Below are 17,985 nucleotides of genomic sequence, written 5' to 3'. Positions count from 1 at the left end.
TTATTATTTTGCGCACGGCGGCATCGTTCTTGTCCACAGCCCTGCGCAAAAAATGCCGACGATTATACTCAAATAATCGTCGGCCCTTATCTGCTGGATGAGCCCCAGCCATAGTTCGGCAGCAGCGGTGAGTTTCTCTAGGACGGCGCAAACACTTCTCCTATCCGGTAACGTTTCGCCTAAAACCAAAACCGTCCCTACGCCGTCCAGATGCCGCCTCAAGCTCAGCCGAGCCACTCGCTCCCCCGCCATAACGCCACTCACGAAAGTTACCTAAGCCATAAGGTTAAATTTATTGGCGACTACTTATCCGCAATAAATGCGGCCTCCGGCAGTAAATACGATGCCAACGCTAACGTCACAGAAAAGAACCTAGCCACACTTAGCGGCGAACTTTTCAAAGGAGAAATAATCAAGCTCAACCGCTACCGGCTGAGTCAAAAGATCAAAGCGCTATATGGCGAATCACTCGCCAAAGAATATCTCCGCCAACTCGAAACGCACGAACTCTACAAACACGACGAGTCCTCTATTTACCCCTACTGCGTCACTATCTCCATGTATCCGTATCTTAATAACGGGTTAAAAGAGATTGGAGGGCTCTCCGCAAAACCTAAAAACCTCGATTCATTTTGCGGGACGTTTATTAATCTGGTCTTCGCCGTATCGGCCCAGTTCGCAGGCGCAGTCGCCACCGGAGAGTATCTACTCTACTTTGATTACTTCGCTCGAAAAGACCTCGGCCCCGACTATCACAAAAGTCATGATAACTTTCTTATCGTAGGCAGCGAACTTAGAAAGCTGATAACCCGTTCGGGCAAATGGTTCAAAAACATCAGTGAACTGCAAAATCACGACTTCGCCGAAAAAGAGCTGAATACACTCAAAGAGAGACTCCTATACGAAGCCCAAATCCACCCCGGCACTTTGAGTGATGGCACGCGCACAATCGATTCGCACCTCACTCAAAAGTTCCAACAGGTCGTCTATTCACTCAACCAGCCTGCCGCCGCGCGAAACTACCAAAGCACTTTTTGGAACATTTCGTATTTCGATAAGAATTATTTTAGGGGAATGTTTGAGAGCTTCGTATTTCCCGACGGGAGCACTCCGCAATGGGAATCTGTCTCTTGGCTTCAGAAACGACACATGGAGTGGCTTAACGAGGAACGTAGAAAAAACGTCCTCACCTTCCCGGTAGAAACGATGGCCATGCTCACGGATGGGCAGGATATTATCGACACCGAGTATGCCGATTTTAGCGCACAAATGTATGCAAAAGGGCATTCCTTCTTTACCTACCTATCCGATAATCCCGACTCGCTCGCGTCGTGCTGCCGCTTGCGTAACGAAATCCAGGACAACACCTTCTCCTACACGCTGGGCGCAGGTGGCATCGCAACGGGCTCAAAATCGGTAATGACGCTCAATATCAACCGCCTCGTTCAAAATGCCACGCGCCAAAATCTTAATCATGTCGATTATCTGCGCGCGCAGGTGCTAAAAATCCACAAATACCAAAGCGCCTTTAATGAGATTCTTAAGGAATACTATGAGGACGATGCACTTCCGATTTATAAGGCGGGGTTGATTAGTATGGAGAAACAATACCTTACCATCGGAATCAACGGCATGGTCGAGGCCGCAGAGTTCTTGGGCATTCCAATAAAACCCTGCGAGGAGTATAGGCAATTTGCAGACAGCATTCTTAAGGTTTTCTATGAAGAAAACCGGAAAGCCCGGACGAAAGAGTTAATGTTTAACACCGAGTTCGTCCCGGCAGAAAACTTGGGCGTCAAACATTACAAGTGGGACAAAGAGGCGGGCTATGTGGTGCCCCCGACACGAAATTGTTATAACTCCTATTACTACGCCAGCGAAGATGAGTCTTTAACGCTACTCGACAAATTCCGACTCCATGGCCGAGATTTCACCAAATATCTAGATGGAGGCTCCGCGCTCCATATGAATCTCGATCATCACCTCTCGAAGGAGCAATACCGCCAAATCTTGCGTATCGCGACCGTTTACGGGACTAATTACTTTACATTCAATATCCCAAATACGCTTTGTAATAACTGTAACCATATCGACAAACGGTATCTCGACACGTGCCCCAAATGCGCTAGCCACGACGTCGATTATCTGACCCGCGTAATCGGCTACCTGAAACGCGTGAGTAATTTCTCAGTTGGCCGCCAAACCGAGGCTCGCCGCAGATACTATTTAGGAGAGGGCAGAGTCTCACTCGGAAAAGAGAAATGAACTATACGACCTACGACATCGTATTTCGCGAAATTCCCGGCGAGGTCACTCTCGCGATTAATCTCTCGAATTGCCCTTTTCGCTGCGAAGGCTGCCACTCGCCCGAGCTACAGGAAGACTCGGGCGAACCGCTCACTGTCGAGAGGCTTGTTGAGTTGATCGCCCAAAATCCGGGTATCACTTGTGTCTGTTTCATGGGTGGAGACCGAAGCTTGGACGAACTTAAGAAATTATCACGCGCGGTATTCGCACACGAGCTTAAGCGAGCCTGGTATTCAGGGCGAAGCGAGTTACCCCAGGAAATTTTCGCGTATTTTGAATACATTAAAGTCGGCCCCTATATAAAAGAAAGAGGCCCGCTTGATTCGGAAACGACGAATCAGCGACTTTATCAAATAATCCCACAAGATACGGGCTGCTATCTTGCCAAAGACATTACCGCCCTTCTTCAAAAAAATAATTTTAGGAAAACACTATGAGCTTTAAAACGATTTTACTGGATCTTGATGGGACGCTCGTAGATGCGTTTACGACGATTCACCGCGCCTACTGCCATACGCTGCCGCAGTTTGGGAAACCTGCACCGACACTTGACGAAGTCCGCCGCGCAGTAGGCGGCGGGCTCCGCGATGCGATGGGCCATTTCCTGCCCCAAGATCAAATCGACGCAGCCTTACCCATCCACCGCGCCTTTACCCAAAAAATCCTGCTCGACGACCTGCGCCCGATGCCCGGCGCGCTGGAGTTGGTCCGCGACTTGCATACGCGTGGCGTACAACTCGCCGTTTACACCAATAAAGATAGCGCGACCTCGCGGCGCGTTTGCGCGCACCTCGGGCTGACGCCACTGCTCGCCGGCATCTATGCGGCGGGCGACACGCCTTGGCTAAAGCCCGAGCCCGAACTCGCTGCGCACGTTTTGCGCGAACTGGGGGCGAGTCCCAAATCGACGCTTTTGGTTGGCGACTCGCCCTTCGATGTCGAAGCCGCGCACAACGGCGGCTTCCTTTGCTGGGCGGTAACAACCGGCACGCACTCCGCCAACGCACTCCTCGCTGCGGGCGCCGCCCGCGTCTTCGACGGCCTACCGGCCCTACACGCCGCGCTGCGCGCAAAGTAAATGTCAGCGCTCACAGACACCTCCACTACGCGTGGTGCGGCGGTCAGTGACCGCTTCCATTTAATTTGGGATTTCTCATCGCGCTATCGCGCGAAAGCGAAATCCCAAATTGGAAAGCACTCCTCCCTGTCGCGTCGCGACAGGGAGGGGAAAGTAGAGTGATAACCCGTTCGGGTGAGATGGGGAAAATCACTAATAAACGCCCGCCTCCAAGTTTGGCCTCCTTTCTACCGAACGCTTGGTTGCCGTGCGTATGCACGGCAGCCAAGCGTTCGGTAAATGGGTGCAGCGACACGCTGCCGCCCCACGCGCAGTGGGAAAAAAGCGTATCAGCCAGCGGCGAGCGTGCGCAGCACACGTGAGTGGCGAGCCGCGAGCCAGATGCCTCGCGTTTCAAACGCGAACAGACCCTAGGGCTTTGGCGGCGCCGCAGGTCGCTTCTTCTTTTTGCCGAAGATCAGAGCGCGCGGGTTTTCCTCCAACATGTCAGCCAATCGCTCAATTGCGCTCGCCGCCTCAGAGAGGCGACGCAGCGCGACGGTCGCTTCCTCGCCCAGGCCGTTCGGCGCGGTCATGAGTTTTTCGGCAGCGCGGCTGGCGGCACCGAAGCCCTCGAGTGCGCTGCGCGCCTCCTGGAGTGTCGTGTCGAGCCCTGCCCCACTGGCTTCGAGTTGCGTATCGAGTCGGTCGAGGACTCCGCGCAAATCCGCCAAGGTTTCGTCGAGCGAGGTGAAGAGTTGCGCCGCCTCGGGGCTGCTCACTAGCGCGTTGAGTGCGGCCCCCGCCTGCGCCCACTCAGTGGAGAGCGCGGCGAGGTCGAGCGTATCGACTTGGCCACGCACGCTTGCGCTCAGTGCGAGTAACTCGCTCGACAGGGCCGCCAAATCGACCTCACGCAGATTGGCGAAGATGTCGCTCAAGCTCGCTTGAAGCTCCGAAATCGTGGAGCGCAGCGCGGGGACCTTTGCATAACGCCCATCCGGACGAGTCGAGGCGAACTGCTCGGCGGCGGGCGAATCGTAAAAATCCAACTCCACGTAGAGCAGCCCGGTCGCGAGCCCGATGATTCCGAGCTGTGCGCGCAGCCCTTGGGCAACAAGCGCTTCGAGCGCGGCGCGGCTGGAGAGGTCGAGCGGTTGACCTTGGGCATCGTTCACGATGTCGCGGTTAAGCTCGCAAATCACGGTCGCTATCGCGCGCCCACTCTGCGCATCGAAGCGCACCCCTAGGTCGGCCACGCGGCCCACACGCACGCCGCGCAGCTTGACCGGCGAGCCGAGGTCAAGCCCGTGAATGCTTTCGTCAAAATCGACCACAAAGCGTTGCGGCTTCGACAGGAAACTCATCCCGCCAAAGGAGAGCAGCGCGATGATACCGAGCGCACAGGCTCCCATAACAAAGGCTCCGACAGTGGCTGGGCTTAGCTTGGTTTTCAGGGTCGAGGACCCTTTCTTTTGGCGCGGTGTCGCGGTCGCAGGTTGAGCCGCCGCGGCAGAGGGAGCGGGATTTTGATTCGGTGTCATTGGTGTGCTGTGCCGTGCCCGAGGAACTCGCGCACTCTTGGGTCGGTGCTCATGCGCGCAAGCTCGCGCGGGGCGCCTTCGGCGATTATCCCGCATGCGGCTTTGTCGAGGAGGATGAGTCGGTCGGCAACTCGGAAGATAGAGCCCAGCTCGTGCGAAATCACCACGAGCGTCGTGCCAAAGAGGTCGCGGATTTGCAGCATCAGCTCGTCGAGTTTGCGCGCGCTGATGGGGTCGAGCCCCGCCGAGGGTTCGTCGAGAAAGACGAGTGGCGGATCGAGCGCGAGGGCGCGCGCGAGCCCCGCGCGCTTTTTCATACCGCCGCTAATTTCGGACGGGTAATAATCCTCGAAGCCGCACAGGCCGACTTGGGTAAGTTTAAGCGTCGCGATTTCGTCGATCTCGCGCGGACTCAGTTGCCCGTACTCGCGCAGCGGCAAGGCCACATTTTCGCGCAGCGTCAGCGAGCTCCACAACGCGCTGCTTTGATAAAGCACGCCGAAAGACGTCCCCAAATGGTGACGCTGGCAGGGGTTCGTTTCCGCAAGGCGAGGCGCCTCAGATGCAGTCGCGCTCATCACTTCCCCAAAGAAACGCAGCTGCCCCGCGAGCGGCGGATTCAACCCGATGAGGCTGCGCATCAGGGTGCTCTTACCGCAGCCCGAAGCGCCGATAATGAAAAAGATTTCGCCCGTGCGCACCGCGAAGTGCAGGTCTTCCAAAATCGCCTCAGCACCGTATCCGCAACTCAGCCCGACGACTTCGACCGCGGGCGGCGCTTCAGCGATGGTCGGCAGCAACTCTGGCGAGAACCCAATCTTGGAAGCCGGAACGCTCATTGTTTAAATTCCCAAAATGTCGAAAACGACCGCGTAAAGCGCATCGGCGATGATGATGAAGAGGATTGCGGTCACGACGGCGGAGGTCGCCGCCATGCCGACGCCGACTGCGCTGCGCTCCGCTTGGAGCCCGCGCAAACAGCCCGCCAGCCCCACGATGACGCCAAAAGTCGCCGCCTTGATAAGGCCCGAGGCGAGGTCGGATAAGTCGACAATCGTCAGCATCTCGACCCAGTAGGCCGAGGGCGAAATATCGAGCACCGCGGAGGCCACTAGCATCCCACCGAGGATGCCGAGGCAGTTCGCATAGAGCGCGAGCAGCGGCATCATCACAAACAGCGCGAGCAGCCGCGGCATGACGAGGAAGTCGATCGGCGAGAGCCCGAGCGTGCGCAGTGCGTCGATCTCCTCGCTCGCCTTCATGTTACCAAGCTGCGCGGCAAAGGCCGCACCTGAGCGGCCCGCCAAAACGATGGCTGTCATCAGCGCGCCCATTTCCCGCAGCATCGAGATTCCTACAAGGTCGGCCACGTAGATGTCGCCCCCATATTGGCGCAAAATGAGCGCCGCCGTGTAGCCGAGCGTCATGCCGACGAGGATACTCACGAGGCTCACGATCGGCAGGGCCATCGCCCCACAGTGCTGCATCTGCTCTAGGCAGTCGGCCCAGCGAAATCTTCGCGGACGGCGGACAAGCCCGCCGAGGCTGATCGCGCACTCGCCTACAAACGCGAAAAACTCCCTGCCTTTTCGCAGCGCATCAAGCGTCTCGCGCCCCACGGTCGCTAGAAAAGGCTCCGAGCGGTCGCGCGGCACACTCGTTTCGTGCGCCGCCGCAAACTGCGCGACCAGCTCGCACAAGCGCGGCGGCACTTGCGAAAGATCGCAGCCAATCCCTGCGCGCTCGCAGCCGCACTTGAGGTCAAAGAGGAAAAGGAGCAGCGAGGAGTCCCAGCAAGCCACAGCCCTTTTTATTTCGGCTGCGGGTCGCGGGCGCAGACCCGGCCCCGCCACTCGTTCCGTATCGAACGCGCCTACCACTTTTAAAGTAGTCACCTGAGGCGACGACCGCGCCATTTCAGCGAGCAAGTCCTCTGCACTCGGCCTGCGCGCCATGACACTCCACCGGCCTGACAACGTGACTGTGGCCACGCGCCCGCCCACCGCCGCCTCATTGAGGGAGAAGTCAGCGCGCGCTTGAGAGCTATCGGACGGAGCAACGGTCATGGGCAGAACTTGAGTAGCGTAATCAGCCTGAAATACAAAAGGCCGCATTGCCTTAGAGCAACCCGGCCTTTTCGGTTTTATTGACGTACCGCTCATCCGCGCCCGATGAGCGGTAAACATCGGTTTTGCGCTTAGTCTCAGGAGCCAAAGCGCACGCCTCGCCACTCACGGCGAGAGCAAGCGAGCCAAAGGCTCCCCTAACTGGGGCGGAGAAGCCCCGGAACAAGGCCGGGGTTATTCACTCCTGAGACTAAGATAGTCAATAACGCTTGAAGTACCTGTTTTTACTACCCATATCAGAAAGTTAACATGTCATACAAACCTATTTACTTCCTAAGACCCTTTTTTTCATAAGAGTGGAGGCAGTAGCATGTTAAACACTTTTCTATCGATTCTGCCGATCTTTCTGTTTATCGTGGCCGGTTATATTGGCAAAAACTATTTCCTGCTGGAGGACGGCTTCTGGAAATCGGTAGACAAGCTGGTCTACTATGTATTTTTCCCTTCGCTCTTGCTGCTGGATATAAGCCGAGCAAACTTCGATAATACCGGCACATCAACAGCTATTGTTGCCACCATTGGCGGGACTCTTATGGTCGCTGCCCTTATCTTTGCCGGCCAGCACGTTATCAAAGTAAGAAATGATTTATTTACCTCTATTTCCCAAGGAGGAGTTCGCTACAACTCCTATGTGCTTATTGCCCTTTCTCAATCTTTATTTGGGGCAGAGGGCGTAGCACTATCAGGCATTTTCATCGCTTACATGATAGTTATAACCAATGTCATGAGTGTATTAGTGATGAATCACTACGGCAACGGTGGGGAAAAATCGTTCAAAGGCACACTGGTCGCTATCGTAAAAAATCCACTGATTATTGCTGCCTTGCTTGGGTTATCCATCAATGTGATTGGCCTTAATATAACAGGCGCTATAAAGCAGTTTCTCAGCTACCTCGGCAGCGCGGCGACCCCGCTCAGCCTCATGTCGGTGGGTAGTGGTCTGATGCTAAGCATGCAAGCCAGCCGGACGATTGCCACCATTTATGCCGTTTCACTAAAACTGCTTATCATGCCAATCTGCACAATGGTTCTATTAAAAGTTCAAGGTGCTTCTGGCGTGCCTGCAAATATCGCACTATTGTATGCGGCGGTTCCCTGTGCGGGTAACGCCTATATTCTTGCTCGGCAAATGGGCGGTGACTCTGAGGCGATGGCCTCCATCATAACCTGGACGACTATGCTTTCCGGAATAACCATTACCCTCATCCTCGGCAGTTTTTTCTTCTAAGATATTGTTTGTGATCTAAAGAATATCTGATCTTTTTGGGAAAATGCGCGGAATAGCTTATCCCAGCGTATCCCTAGATAAAATGAGTGCATCGACAGAATCTGCAAATAAACGTGTAGGTGTCATTGCAACGCTAGCAATGATTGGATCTGCTGCTTGTTGGGGATTCGCAACCGTTATGAGCCGAGATCTGCTAAACAGTTTTACAGCGCCTCTGCTCTTGGTTGTCCAGTTGATCGCAAGTGTATTGACGCTCTTGCTACTGTCGATGCCTCATAAACCTTGGAGATATATTTCGCCTTCTTTGGGTAGAGCGTCATTAACCGGAATTTTGGAACCCGGCCTTACCTATAGCGTGGGCTTGTGGGGCTTGAGTCTCACATCGGCTGGCAGTGCGTCTATTATTGGCTCAACAGAACCCATCTTTATCTTGGTGCTGGCATGGATAATTTTTAAAGAGAAACCGTCTGCGAATCTCTTTGCTTGTATTTTATTTGCTGTAACAGGATTGCTCTTGGTTTCTTATGATTCTGCCACCAGCAACGCCAACAAGAGCCTGGCAGGGGATTTGTTGATTGTTTTATCAACACTATTTGCGGCAAGCTATGTCGTACTCTCTGCAAAATGGGCAAATCGCTTTCCAGCCGCGGTACTTGCCAGCAGCCAACAGTTCATTGGATTAATGTGCGCCATCTCTATTTATATTGCAGGAACGGTATCAGGGATGATCAACCAGTCCATCTTTGAGGTGAGGCTGGGAACGATTATTTATGCGTCATTGTCTGGGATTATTCAATATGCGCTGGCATTTTGGCTATATCTGATTGGATTAAAATATCTACGCCCAGGCGCAGCAGGACTGTGGCTCACTTTAATTCCCGTTTTTGGCGTTGCCGGCGCTTTTATTTGGCTTGGAGAGGTGCCGACAGTGACCATGCTGGCAGGGATGGTGCTAATCGTTGTCGCAGTTTATGCCGGACGAAAAGAACAATAGCGATGCAATCATCTTTTAAAGCGCTTTCGCCTGCAACTTGGTCAGATTTCGAGCAAGTCATGGGCTCTAATCAAGGTGGCAATAGCGGCTGCTGGTGTACTTGGTGGCGATTGCCGAGGCCCAAATGGGAGAAGCTGGGACGCGATGGCAGAAAACAATACATCCAGCACATTGTGAACACAGGGCAGTCGCCTGGAATTGTGGCTTTTGATGGCGATGCGCCGTATGGTTGGTGCGCGCTTGCTCCCTCGCAGGATTATCCAGTGATCTGTCGTTCCTCCATAGCAAAACCTTCCTTGATTAAAAATGATTGGTTTATTTCCTGTTTTTTTGTCAAGGCCGGCCACAGACGATCAGGTGCGATGAGTCACTTGTTGTGTCACGCCATTGAGTACGCGGTGGAGAAGGGAGCTTGGGCGATTGAAGCCTGCCCGCGTGATGCGATCGCCAGCAGTGGGGCCAGTGATCTTTTCGTCGGCAAGACTTCTGTTTTTCTTGCGCAAGGATTTAAGGAGGTCTGTCGTCGTCGTTTTGACCGTCCCTTGCTGAGGTTGGAACTTAAATAGCGGGAATCGTTGGGTCTCGCCGATCAGCCGCGAGATACGCCGTATAGATGCAGCGCTTACAACAACCTTGATGTGAGCCGTTTGCAGCATGAACGCAGCAATCACTCCACGGACTTTGCCGAAGAAAAAATACATCAACGGGATTGAGAATTTTTAAAACCAAGCCAAGCGTGTGCTGATACAATGGCACTAAAACAATGGCATTCATGAACACCGTCCCCCTTTGTTCCTGAAAGAATGTGAGCTGCGCTTCAACTCTGGTTCACCAAAACAACAACTCAAAATCCTCAGTGATGGCTGCTAAATATAAACCCTGATCGACTACAGCCGCCCCCGAGAAAACTCTCCTCAACGCCCCGCCTTCCCCATGAAAAAATGCCTCCCCCAGCTCCTCCTCGTGCTTGCGCTGCTCCTCAGCCCGAGTGCGCCCACTCTCTTTGCCCAAGTCGCGAACGCCTCAGAAATCCCTCCGCCAGTCGCTGAGCTACAAGCTCTTATGAAAGAGTTCGAAACTCGCGCGGAGAGTGAAGGCCAGGAGAGTAGCGCACTTGCCGATGAATTCTTTGAGCGCATCGACCAACTTTTAGAAAAGTACGCGGCCGACCGCTCGGAGGGTGTCGCCCACGTCGCCGCCACTCGTGCCTTCATGCTGTTCCGGCTTCGTGGTGACGCAGAGCGCGTCCGCGAACTCTTATTAGCCATCCCCAAGGACTTCCCCGGCACCCAAGTCGCCGCACATATCCCCACTACACTCAAACAGCTCGACGAAGCGATCGCCCAAATCAGCAGTTGGCGCGCGCCCGACAGCATCCTGCTGACCATCGGCCAGCGCAGAACGGGCGAAATTGTGACGCGCGAAGGGCGCGACGGTCTTATTAAGTTCCCATCCACTGATAAGTACTCGTTTGTGGTGCGCGAGGCGGGCGAATATGTGATCGAGATGAACTCTGATAAGATCGACAGTGGTCTGCCCGGGCCGTTCAGAGATATGATCGAGAGGAGCTCTGATAAGATCAACTGTGGTCTGCGCCTGCTCCGAGGGGATGGTACCCTAATCGCTGAAGACGGTACTCGCCACCAGAGAAAGAGCGCGGAAGAGAGCGAGTTCTTCGCCAGCCTCCTTGATGACGATCATATCTACGGCCTCTATGATCTCGGACCGGATGCCAGCATCGTCCGTTATCTGACTCCGGGCGGGTATGTGATCGAAGCCTCATCCGGGAACGGGAACACTGGCAGTTATCAGATTGAAGTACGGCGGAAGTGAAAACGCCGTCATCACCGCCATCGATGCCTGCCAGCACCCGCGTTCCAGAGATTCAGTATCCACCTCGCCCCAGCAAAGGAGTTCTTAACATGAAGCCAAATACCTCCCTTCTTCTCGTCCGCTGGCTGCTGGCAATGATTGCTGCCAAATATAAACCCTGAGCGACGGCAGCCGCCCCCGAGAAAACTCTCTTCAACGCCCCTCCTCTCCCCATGAAAAAACTCATCCCCCAGCTCCTCCTCGTGCTGGCGCTGCTGCTCAGCCCGAGTGCGCCCGCTCTCTTTGCCCAAGATGGGGCCGGTGAAGCCGCCGACACCTCAGAAATCCCTCCGCCAGTCGCTGAGCTAGAAGCTATTATTGAAGAATTCGGAAATCGCGAGGCGAGTGAAGGGCAGGCGAGTAGAGCACTAGTCGATGAATTTTTTGGACGCATCGACCAACTTTTAGAAAAATACGCGGGCGACCGCTCGGAGGGTGTCGCCCACGTCGCCTTCGCTCGTGCCTTCATGCTGTTCGAGCTTCGTGGCGACGCAGAGCGCGCCATCGAGCTCCTCTCAGCCATCCCCAAGGACTTCCCCGACACCGAAATCGCCGCACACATCCCCACCGTACTCGCCCGGCTCGACGAAAGGATCGCCCAAGCCAGCAGTGGGCACGCGCCCGACAGCAGCCGCTAACCATCGGCCAGCCCAGGCTGGGCGAACTGCGGCCCGCTGAGCATCGGCCAGCACGTCACTGAAACCGAAAAGGCCGCATTGCGTTAGCGCAACACGGCCTCGGGGAAAAAGTGGAGCTGCGCGGGCAGCCCACTTACCAAATAGCGCAGAAAGCCCCAGCCTCTTAGAACCGGTAAGTCACGGTAGCGGAGAACGCACGCGGTGCGCCGACTTGGACGATTGACCGCGAAAGGCTCGCGTAGTGGTCTTCGTCGGTGAGGTTGGTCACCTCGAGCCGGTAGTCCCAAGACCCGCGGCGGTAGCTCACGTAGGCGTTGGTCAGCGTGCGCGCGGGCAAGTAGAACGAGGGCTGGTAGGGGATCGGGTTTTCGGGAGTCGAGCCGACCGCAAAGCGATTGGGTGGGTTATCGCCCGCACGCTTGCTGCTGTAATTTGCACCGATGCCAGCGGAGAGTCCGGCGAGCGCCCCGTGCGTGACGCCGTAGCGCACAAAAACTGCAGCGCTATCCTCGGGCGAGCCGCGCAGAACCACTCCGTAAGGGGTGCGATTCCTAGTGTCTGCATAGCTAGCGACGACCGAGAGATTGGGCGTGATGTTGCCCGTGACTTGAAACTCCCAGCCGCTAGCCTCGCGCGAGCTCACCAAGTCGGGAAGCAGCACTGGGGGAGGCGGCACCCGGAGGTTCTCTGGATTGAAGACGCTATAGGCACTTTGATCGATTTCGTAGTAGGCGACCGAGGCGAGCAGGCGGTTCTCGAAGAGCTGCACCTTTAGGCCGACCTCGTCTTGCTTACCCGTCGAGAAGGGCGGGCGCGTGCCTTCGTAGACCGCGCGGCCTCCGGAGGGGACGGCACTTTCGCTGTGCCCGTAATAGACCGAGAGCTTACTGAACGGCTTTAGGACGATGCCGTAGTTGTAGGTCGCCTTGCTGCCAGAAGTGGGGAAGGCTTGGCCCGCGACCGTGGTCGAGGTCGCCGCCGCGAGCTTGTTGCCGCTAAATCCGTTAAAGCTCACGTGCGAGATACCGCCGGAGAGCACGAGTCGCCGGTTAAACAGCTCAAGCACCTCGCTGAGGTAGGCCTGGTAGCGCGTGGTCGCACCACGGCTGTCTGTCGTGATGGGGTTGCTGATGGGCGGGCCGCTCGGGCGCTCGAAGCCGGGCACGGTGAAGTCAGGCAGCCTCTGCGTGTTGTTGTACGAATTCTGGTGCCCGTAGCTGTAGGCAAAGCCAAGGAGCGTGGTCGATTTGGCGAAGGCGGCGTCCACGATGTACGACCAATCGTTTTGCAAATCGCGCTCGCGACGGCGTGCACCGCTGTAAGTACCCTGGTGGCGGATGGTATCGCTGAGCGCAGGCGCGGGAGCCGAGACCCAGTTGGGCGCGGCGGGATCGCTCGACGTATTTGTCCAAATCGTGCCGCCTTCCCAACGCCCCGTAAACGGATTATAGCTACCGCCGGGCGTGGAGAGCCCCCAGCGGAAATCTGAGTTGGGCGTATCGACCTCGCCGATACGGCCTGCAAGCCGCACGCTGAGCCGGTCCGTCACGGTCGAGGTGAAAAGGAAATTCAGCGCGTGCGTCAGTCCGCGACGGAAGGAGTACTTGTCGTCAGGCGCAGAGTTAAAGTCACGCGGCACGCCGGGCAGCGTGCGGAAATCGCTATCCGTCCCTACCGCAGGATCGACGGGAATCCCCTCGAGGTTCGAGGTCTCCGCATCGTAGTATTCGTAGCGCACTGTGAGCTGCGACTGCGGCGCGAGCTGCCAAGTAAACGAAGGCGAGAAGAGGTAGCTCTTGGTGAAGGTATCGTTCACGTAGCCCTCGCTGTCCTGCACAGCCGCAATGACGCGGTAAGCGAAACGCTCGCCAATCGGGCCCGTAAGGTCGGTCTCGATACGGTTGGCGTCGTATTGGCCAACGCGCAGCTTGAGGTAGCCGCCCGAAGTGAATTGAGGCCGCTTGGTGACGAGGTTAATCGTGCCGCCCGGGACGCCCGTCGGCGAGAGCAGCGCATCAGGCCCCATGATGATCTCCATGCGCTCAACGACGGCGGGATCGAAGTTTGCCTGCGCAAAGGTCGAAAAGCCGTCGATACGGCGGCCCGTGGACTGGAAGCCGCGGATGTTTACCGCATCGAGCCCATTGGGGAAGGTCGCCTCGGAAACACCCGCGACATAGAGCGCGGCATCGATGATCCGGTTGCCGCCCACGTCTTCCAAAAACTCGTTGGTCAGCACCGTGACGGTCGAGGGCGTATCCATGACCTGAGTACGGATGCGGCCACCGGAAGCCGCTTCATCGGCTTGGTAGCGGGCCGGCTGGTTTACGGAAACCTCGAAAGGCGACAGCGTGACGGTGTCGGCCTCTGCCCGGGGGCGGGCGACGGAGATCTCGACAGCGTCAGCCGGCGGCGAGTCGGGCACGGACTGCGCGAGAGTAAACGGCACAGCCGCAGCACTCGCCGCTGCGAGTGCTAGCAACCGCGAACTACAAAAACTTAGCTTCATGAGGGGATAGTACGAGGGTTGGGAGAAAAACCCCTTGGGCGGGATTTATTCCGTTTTGGCGCGCAGCCCGCAGCAATCGCCTTAGGCCCCGCGTCAGGGTTTGGTTGGTTAAGGTCAACATGCGGGCGGCACTGCGCCGTCCACGTGCGAACAGCTCTCACGACGCACAGCCCGATTATGCGAATCAAGGGGTAAGCCCTACGCATAATCTGGGAGACGGAGGACTGGGTATACGCCCCCATTTTACCGCATCGGATAGCAAATCCACGCGAGATTGATTGCGAAGGCCTTGGACTTCGCACACCTGCTCTTTCGGCGAAAATCACACGCGCGTTTTATGGATCACCTACACAGCAACTCCGTCCTTTCCATTATCCAACTGGCGATTACGCCGGTGATTCTGATTTCGGGTATCGGAGCCTTGATGATTACTCTGACCAACCGGATGGCCCGCATCGTCGACCGCACGCGCAACCTCGCCGCGCAAGCGTGGGCCGCCTCCGGTGAAGAGCGTAAGTACCTAGAAAGCCAGCTAGTGATTTTGTGGACGCGCTCGAAACTCATCCGCCGCGCCGTCACTTTCGCAGGGATGACGATGCTCATCGCCTGTTGCCTCGTCATCGTGATTTTCATCACCGCGCTACTAGAGCGAGACTTGGTCGTGCTGATGCTGATGCTCTTTACTGCAAGCATCCTGATGCTCATCTCGGCCCTCATCCTGTTCCTGCGCGACATCTACCTATCGCTGCGCGTGCTGCACCTAGAAGTGCGCCGAGCACTGCCCGACTCAGAGGCCCCGTTTATCTAAGCGGCAAGGTCCGCCAGCGTGACGCAGCCGCTCAACCTGCCAACTTGCTGCCACCGCGCCGACGCGCCCTCGCCTCACCCTGTGCCCCATGTCCGCCGTCGCTTCCCACGCTACCGAAACCCTAGTCGGGGTCCTTGAGCGCATCATCTTTTTCAACGAAGAAAACCACTACACCATCGCAGAGCTGCGCCCAGAAAACGGCGGGACACGCCAGAGTGGACGCGCTGCCGCAAACGCCGCCACCGATGAGTCCGCGCCCAAAGTCACCATCGTCGGCGCGCTCCCCGGCGTGGAGTGCGGCGAGACCCTCCACCTGCGCGGCGAGTGGACCCTACACGCCCAACACGGCCCGCAATTTCGCATCGCCGAATTCAAGAGCCAGCTCCCCGCCTCCGTCTACGGCATCCGCAAGTACCTCGGCAGCGGGCTAGTCCCCGGCATCGGAAAGGTTTACTCGAACAAAATCGTAGATGCCTTCGGCGCCGATACCTTTAGGATCCTCAGCGAGGAATCCGCCCGCCTCCGCCACGTCCCAGGAATCGGCAAAAAGCGGGCCACCTCCATCAAGCAGGCCTGGGACGACAAACGCGCCGAGCGCGAGCTGTACATCTTCCTACAAACCTACGGCGTGAGCCCCGCGCGCTGCCTAAAACTCGTCAACCGCTTCGGCAGCGAGGCTAAGCAAATCCTTACGGAAAACCCCTATCGCGCCGCGCGCGAAATCGACGGCATCGGCTTCAAAACTGCCGACCAAATCGCCATCAACCTCGGCTTCGCCAACGACGCCCCCCCGCGCCTCGACGCCGGACTCCTCTACTCGCTAGAGACGCTCCAAGAAGAAGGCCACAGTGCCTACCCGCGCGCCGAACTCGCCGCGCACGCCGCCTCGCTCCTCAACACCTTACTCGACCGGATCGAAGCGCGTATCGACGCACTCATTACGAGCAAGGCAATCGTCGCGCATCCGGACACTTCGCCCGCGCGGCCAGACGCGCCGCTCGCAAACGCACGCGGCCAAATCATCCAGCTCCCGCTCAACCACCGCGCCGAGACGCGGATTGCCGCGGCAATCGCTCGCCTCACGCGCAGCCCTAGTGGGCTCCCGCCGATCAAGACCGACGCAGCGATTGCTTGGGCCGCCGAGAAAGCCGGCTTCACATTTCACCCGCTCCAGGCTGCCGCGCTCAGTGCCGCGCTTCTGAACAAAGTCTCCATCCTCACCGGCGGCCCGGGAACTGGGAAAACGACTATCCTGCGCGCACTAGTCGATATCCTCCGCGCAAAAAAAGTCCGCGTGCACCTCGCTGCGCCCACGGGCCGCGCCGCCCAGCGCCTCGCCGAAACCACCGGCGGCTACGCCTCCACGCTACACCGCCTCCTCAAATTTGAGCCGGCCAAAGGCCGCTTCGCCGCCAACGAAGACCACCCCCTCGCGACCGACTTCCTCGTTGTTGACGAAGCCTCCATGCTCGACGTGCGACTCGCCGCCGCACTCCTCGCCGCCGTCCCCACCCGCGCGCACCTGCTCCTCGTCGGCGATACTGACCAGCTCCCCAGCGTCGGCGCGGGTAACGTCCTCAACGACCTCATCGCTTTCAGCACAGAAACCAGCAATTGGGAATTGAGTCGCCCTGTTGTTAACACGGCTGCGCGACATGCTGATAACAGCAGCGCGCAAAAAAAAGAGTCCGCGACTCTACCCGTTACGCGGCTCTCTGCGATTTACCGCCAAAAAGGCCAAAGCGCCATCGTCACCACGGCGCACACCATCAACGCCGGCGACCCCACGCTCCCACTCGTGCTCCACGACCCGGCCGAACTCCAAGCCTGGCCCGACCTCTGCTTTGTCGCCGCGACCGACGCACAAGACTGCGTCGCCAAAATCCTCGCCCTGTGCACCCACCACATCCCACGCGCGCTGCGCTGGCCGCAGTCCATCCGCGACATTCAAGTGCTGGCCCCCATGCACAAAGGCACTGCTGGAGTCGCCGCCCTCAACGCCCAGCTCCAAGCCGCGCTCAACCCCCAACGCGAAGCCCTGCGCTGGGGCAGCACCGAGTTTCGCCGCGGCGATAAAATCATCCAACTGCGCAACAACTACGACAAATCCCTCTTCAACGGCGACATCGGCACCATCACCGCAATCGACGGACGCGAAGGCACGCTCACCACCGATTTCGACGGCGAGATCCACACCCTCACCCGCAGCGACTTCGGCGACCTCGCCCTCGCCTACTGCATCAGCATCCACAAATCCCAAGGCAGCGAATACCCCATCGTCATCATCCCACTGCTCAAGGCGCACTTCATGATGCTCCAGCGTAACCTCCTATACACCGCCATCACCCGAGGTCGCAAAAAAGTCTTTTTAGTGGGCGATCCCGCCGCCTACGCGATGGCCGTGCGCAATGCCGACTCCAAACAACGCTGCACCCATCTACGCCAAGCCCTACCCGCTACACTTGCCCATGCGCCCCCCCCCGCCAAGCCAGTGACAGCGCTTCCCGCCCCCAAACTGCCTAATCCAGCCCGCGCACAGCCAACTCCTCCTCATCCCAGCCCAAGTAATGCCCCAACTCGTGCAAATACGTGACCCGCAACTCCTCCCTAAACACGCGTAAATCTCCCTCGGCAAAGTCCCACAAATTTTCAAGGTAGAGGAAAATCTGCGGCGGCGCAGGGTCACTCTCGCGAAAGTCGCTGCCGTACGGATTCCCGCTAAACAGCCCGAGAATGTCCGGCTCGAATCCCTCTGCTAAGATACTTTCACTCGGTGCCGATTCGTAATGCACAGGCACGCCGCGCGCCAGCGGAGCGATCTCCGGCGGCAGTCGCGTTTGCAAGCGCGCGACCACTCGCGACGCCCGCCGTGCCAGCTCCTCAAAACGTATCGTCATGCGCG

15 protein-coding genes and 1 pseudogene are annotated in these 17,985 nt (G+C 57.4%); 11 read left to right on the top strand and 5 right to left on the bottom strand.

Going from position 1 to position 17,985, the window contains the following annotated elements:
- The first annotated feature begins 210 nt into the window (after positions 1-210).
- From nrdD to AXK12_RS05240, 3 genes are read left to right on the top strand one after another with little or no spacing between them, the layout of a single operon-like run.
- On the top strand, positions 211-2,265 hold the full coding sequence (nrdD, locus tag AXK12_RS05250; protein ID WP_068712179.1) for an anaerobic ribonucleoside-triphosphate reductase: 2,055 nt from the start codon (positions 211-213) through the stop codon (positions 2,263-2,265).
- A complete protein-coding gene (locus tag AXK12_RS05245) occupies positions 2,262-2,744 on the top strand; it encodes a 4Fe-4S cluster-binding domain-containing protein (RefSeq protein WP_068712177.1) in 483 nt (160 codons plus the stop codon). The genes nrdD and AXK12_RS05245 overlap by 4 nt, the downstream gene beginning before the upstream one ends.
- Positions 2,741-3,385 carry an HAD family hydrolase gene (locus AXK12_RS05240; protein WP_068712173.1) on the top strand — a complete coding sequence of 215 codons (645 nt, stop codon included), beginning with the start codon at positions 2,741-2,743 and terminating at the stop codon, positions 3,383-3,385. The genes AXK12_RS05245 and AXK12_RS05240 overlap by 4 nt, the downstream gene beginning before the upstream one ends.
- A gap of 410 nt (positions 3,386-3,795) precedes the next feature.
- Here AXK12_RS05240 and AXK12_RS05235 read toward each other — a convergent pair whose 3' ends face one another.
- Genes AXK12_RS05235 through AXK12_RS05225 form a run of 3 tightly spaced genes read right to left on the bottom strand, consistent with a single transcriptional unit; the run spans position 3,796 to position 6,710 of the window.
- On the bottom strand, positions 3,796-4,908 hold the full coding sequence (locus tag AXK12_RS05235) for an MlaD family protein (protein ID WP_231863550.1): 1,113 nt from the start codon (positions 4,906-4,908) through the stop codon (positions 3,796-3,798).
- Positions 4,905-5,747, bottom strand: coding sequence for an ABC transporter ATP-binding protein (locus tag AXK12_RS05230; RefSeq protein WP_082782668.1), 843 nt, complete (start codon positions 5,745-5,747; stop codon positions 4,905-4,907). Before AXK12_RS05230 ends, AXK12_RS05235 begins: the two co-directional genes overlap by 4 nt.
- Before the next feature lie 3 nt (positions 5,748-5,750).
- Positions 5,751-6,710, bottom strand: a complete 960-nt coding sequence (locus tag AXK12_RS05225; RefSeq protein ID WP_068712168.1) for an MlaE family ABC transporter permease — start codon at positions 6,708-6,710, stop codon at positions 5,751-5,753.
- A 634-nt stretch (positions 6,711-7,344) separates the two neighbouring features.
- Between AXK12_RS05225 and AXK12_RS05220 the strand changes: the two genes are divergently transcribed.
- The 6 genes and pseudogenes from AXK12_RS05220 (at position 7,345) to AXK12_RS05200 (ending at position 11,766) form a co-directional block, all read left to right on the top strand.
- A complete protein-coding gene (locus AXK12_RS05220) occupies positions 7,345-8,262 on the top strand; it encodes an AEC family transporter (RefSeq protein ID WP_068712167.1) in 918 nt (305 codons plus the stop codon).
- Between the two features lie 82 nt (positions 8,263-8,344).
- Positions 8,345-9,256, top strand: coding sequence for a DMT family transporter (locus tag AXK12_RS05215; protein WP_082782667.1), 912 nt, complete (start codon positions 8,345-8,347; stop codon positions 9,254-9,256).
- Positions 9,257-9,258: 2 nt separating this feature from the next.
- Complete coding sequence (locus tag AXK12_RS08535; RefSeq protein ID WP_082782666.1) at positions 9,259-9,822, top strand: GNAT family N-acetyltransferase; 564 nt, start codon at positions 9,259-9,261, stop codon at positions 9,820-9,822.
- A gap of 54 nt (positions 9,823-9,876) precedes the next feature.
- A pseudogene (locus AXK12_RS09405) lies at positions 9,877-10,126 on the top strand (IS1595 family transposase); the annotation flags it as partial.
- A 63-nt stretch (positions 10,127-10,189) separates the two neighbouring features.
- Entirely contained in the window at positions 10,190-11,089 is a 900-nt protein-coding gene (locus tag AXK12_RS05205; protein WP_068712161.1) for a hypothetical protein, read from the top strand.
- Positions 11,090-11,301: 212 nt separating this feature from the next.
- The gene (locus AXK12_RS05200; RefSeq protein WP_068712160.1) at positions 11,302-11,766 is read left to right on the top strand and encodes a hypothetical protein; all 465 of its coding nucleotides are present in this window, start codon (positions 11,302-11,304) and stop codon (positions 11,764-11,766) included.
- A 163-nt stretch (positions 11,767-11,929) separates the two neighbouring features.
- Here AXK12_RS05200 and AXK12_RS05195 read toward each other — a convergent pair whose 3' ends face one another.
- Positions 11,930-14,275, bottom strand: coding sequence for a TonB-dependent siderophore receptor (locus AXK12_RS05195; protein ID WP_068712156.1), 2,346 nt, complete (start codon positions 14,273-14,275; stop codon positions 11,930-11,932).
- 337 nt (positions 14,276-14,612) lie between these two features.
- On the opposite strand from AXK12_RS05195, the gene AXK12_RS05190 reads away from it, so the two are divergent.
- Complete coding sequence (locus AXK12_RS05190) at positions 14,613-15,083, top strand: DUF2721 domain-containing protein (RefSeq protein WP_068712322.1); 471 nt, start codon at positions 14,613-14,615, stop codon at positions 15,081-15,083.
- Between the two features lie 88 nt (positions 15,084-15,171).
- Positions 15,172-17,676, top strand: coding sequence for an AAA family ATPase (locus tag AXK12_RS05185; protein WP_068712154.1), 2,505 nt, complete (start codon positions 15,172-15,174; stop codon positions 17,674-17,676).
- Here the strand turns inward: AXK12_RS05185 and AXK12_RS08530 are convergent.
- Complete coding sequence (locus AXK12_RS08530; RefSeq protein ID WP_082782664.1) at positions 17,603-17,980, bottom strand: metallopeptidase family protein; 378 nt, start codon at positions 17,978-17,980, stop codon at positions 17,603-17,605. The genes AXK12_RS05185 and AXK12_RS08530 overlap by 74 nt on opposite strands.
- Positions 17,981-17,985 lie beyond the last annotated feature (5 nt).

The organism is Cephaloticoccus capnophilus (genome assembly GCF_001580045.1).
Taxonomy (GTDB): Bacteria; Verrucomicrobiota; Verrucomicrobiia; order Opitutales; family Opitutaceae; genus Cephaloticoccus; species Cephaloticoccus capnophilus.
Note: the sequence above shows the minus strand (reverse complement) of the source record. Positions and strands in the feature narration are given on the sequence as shown.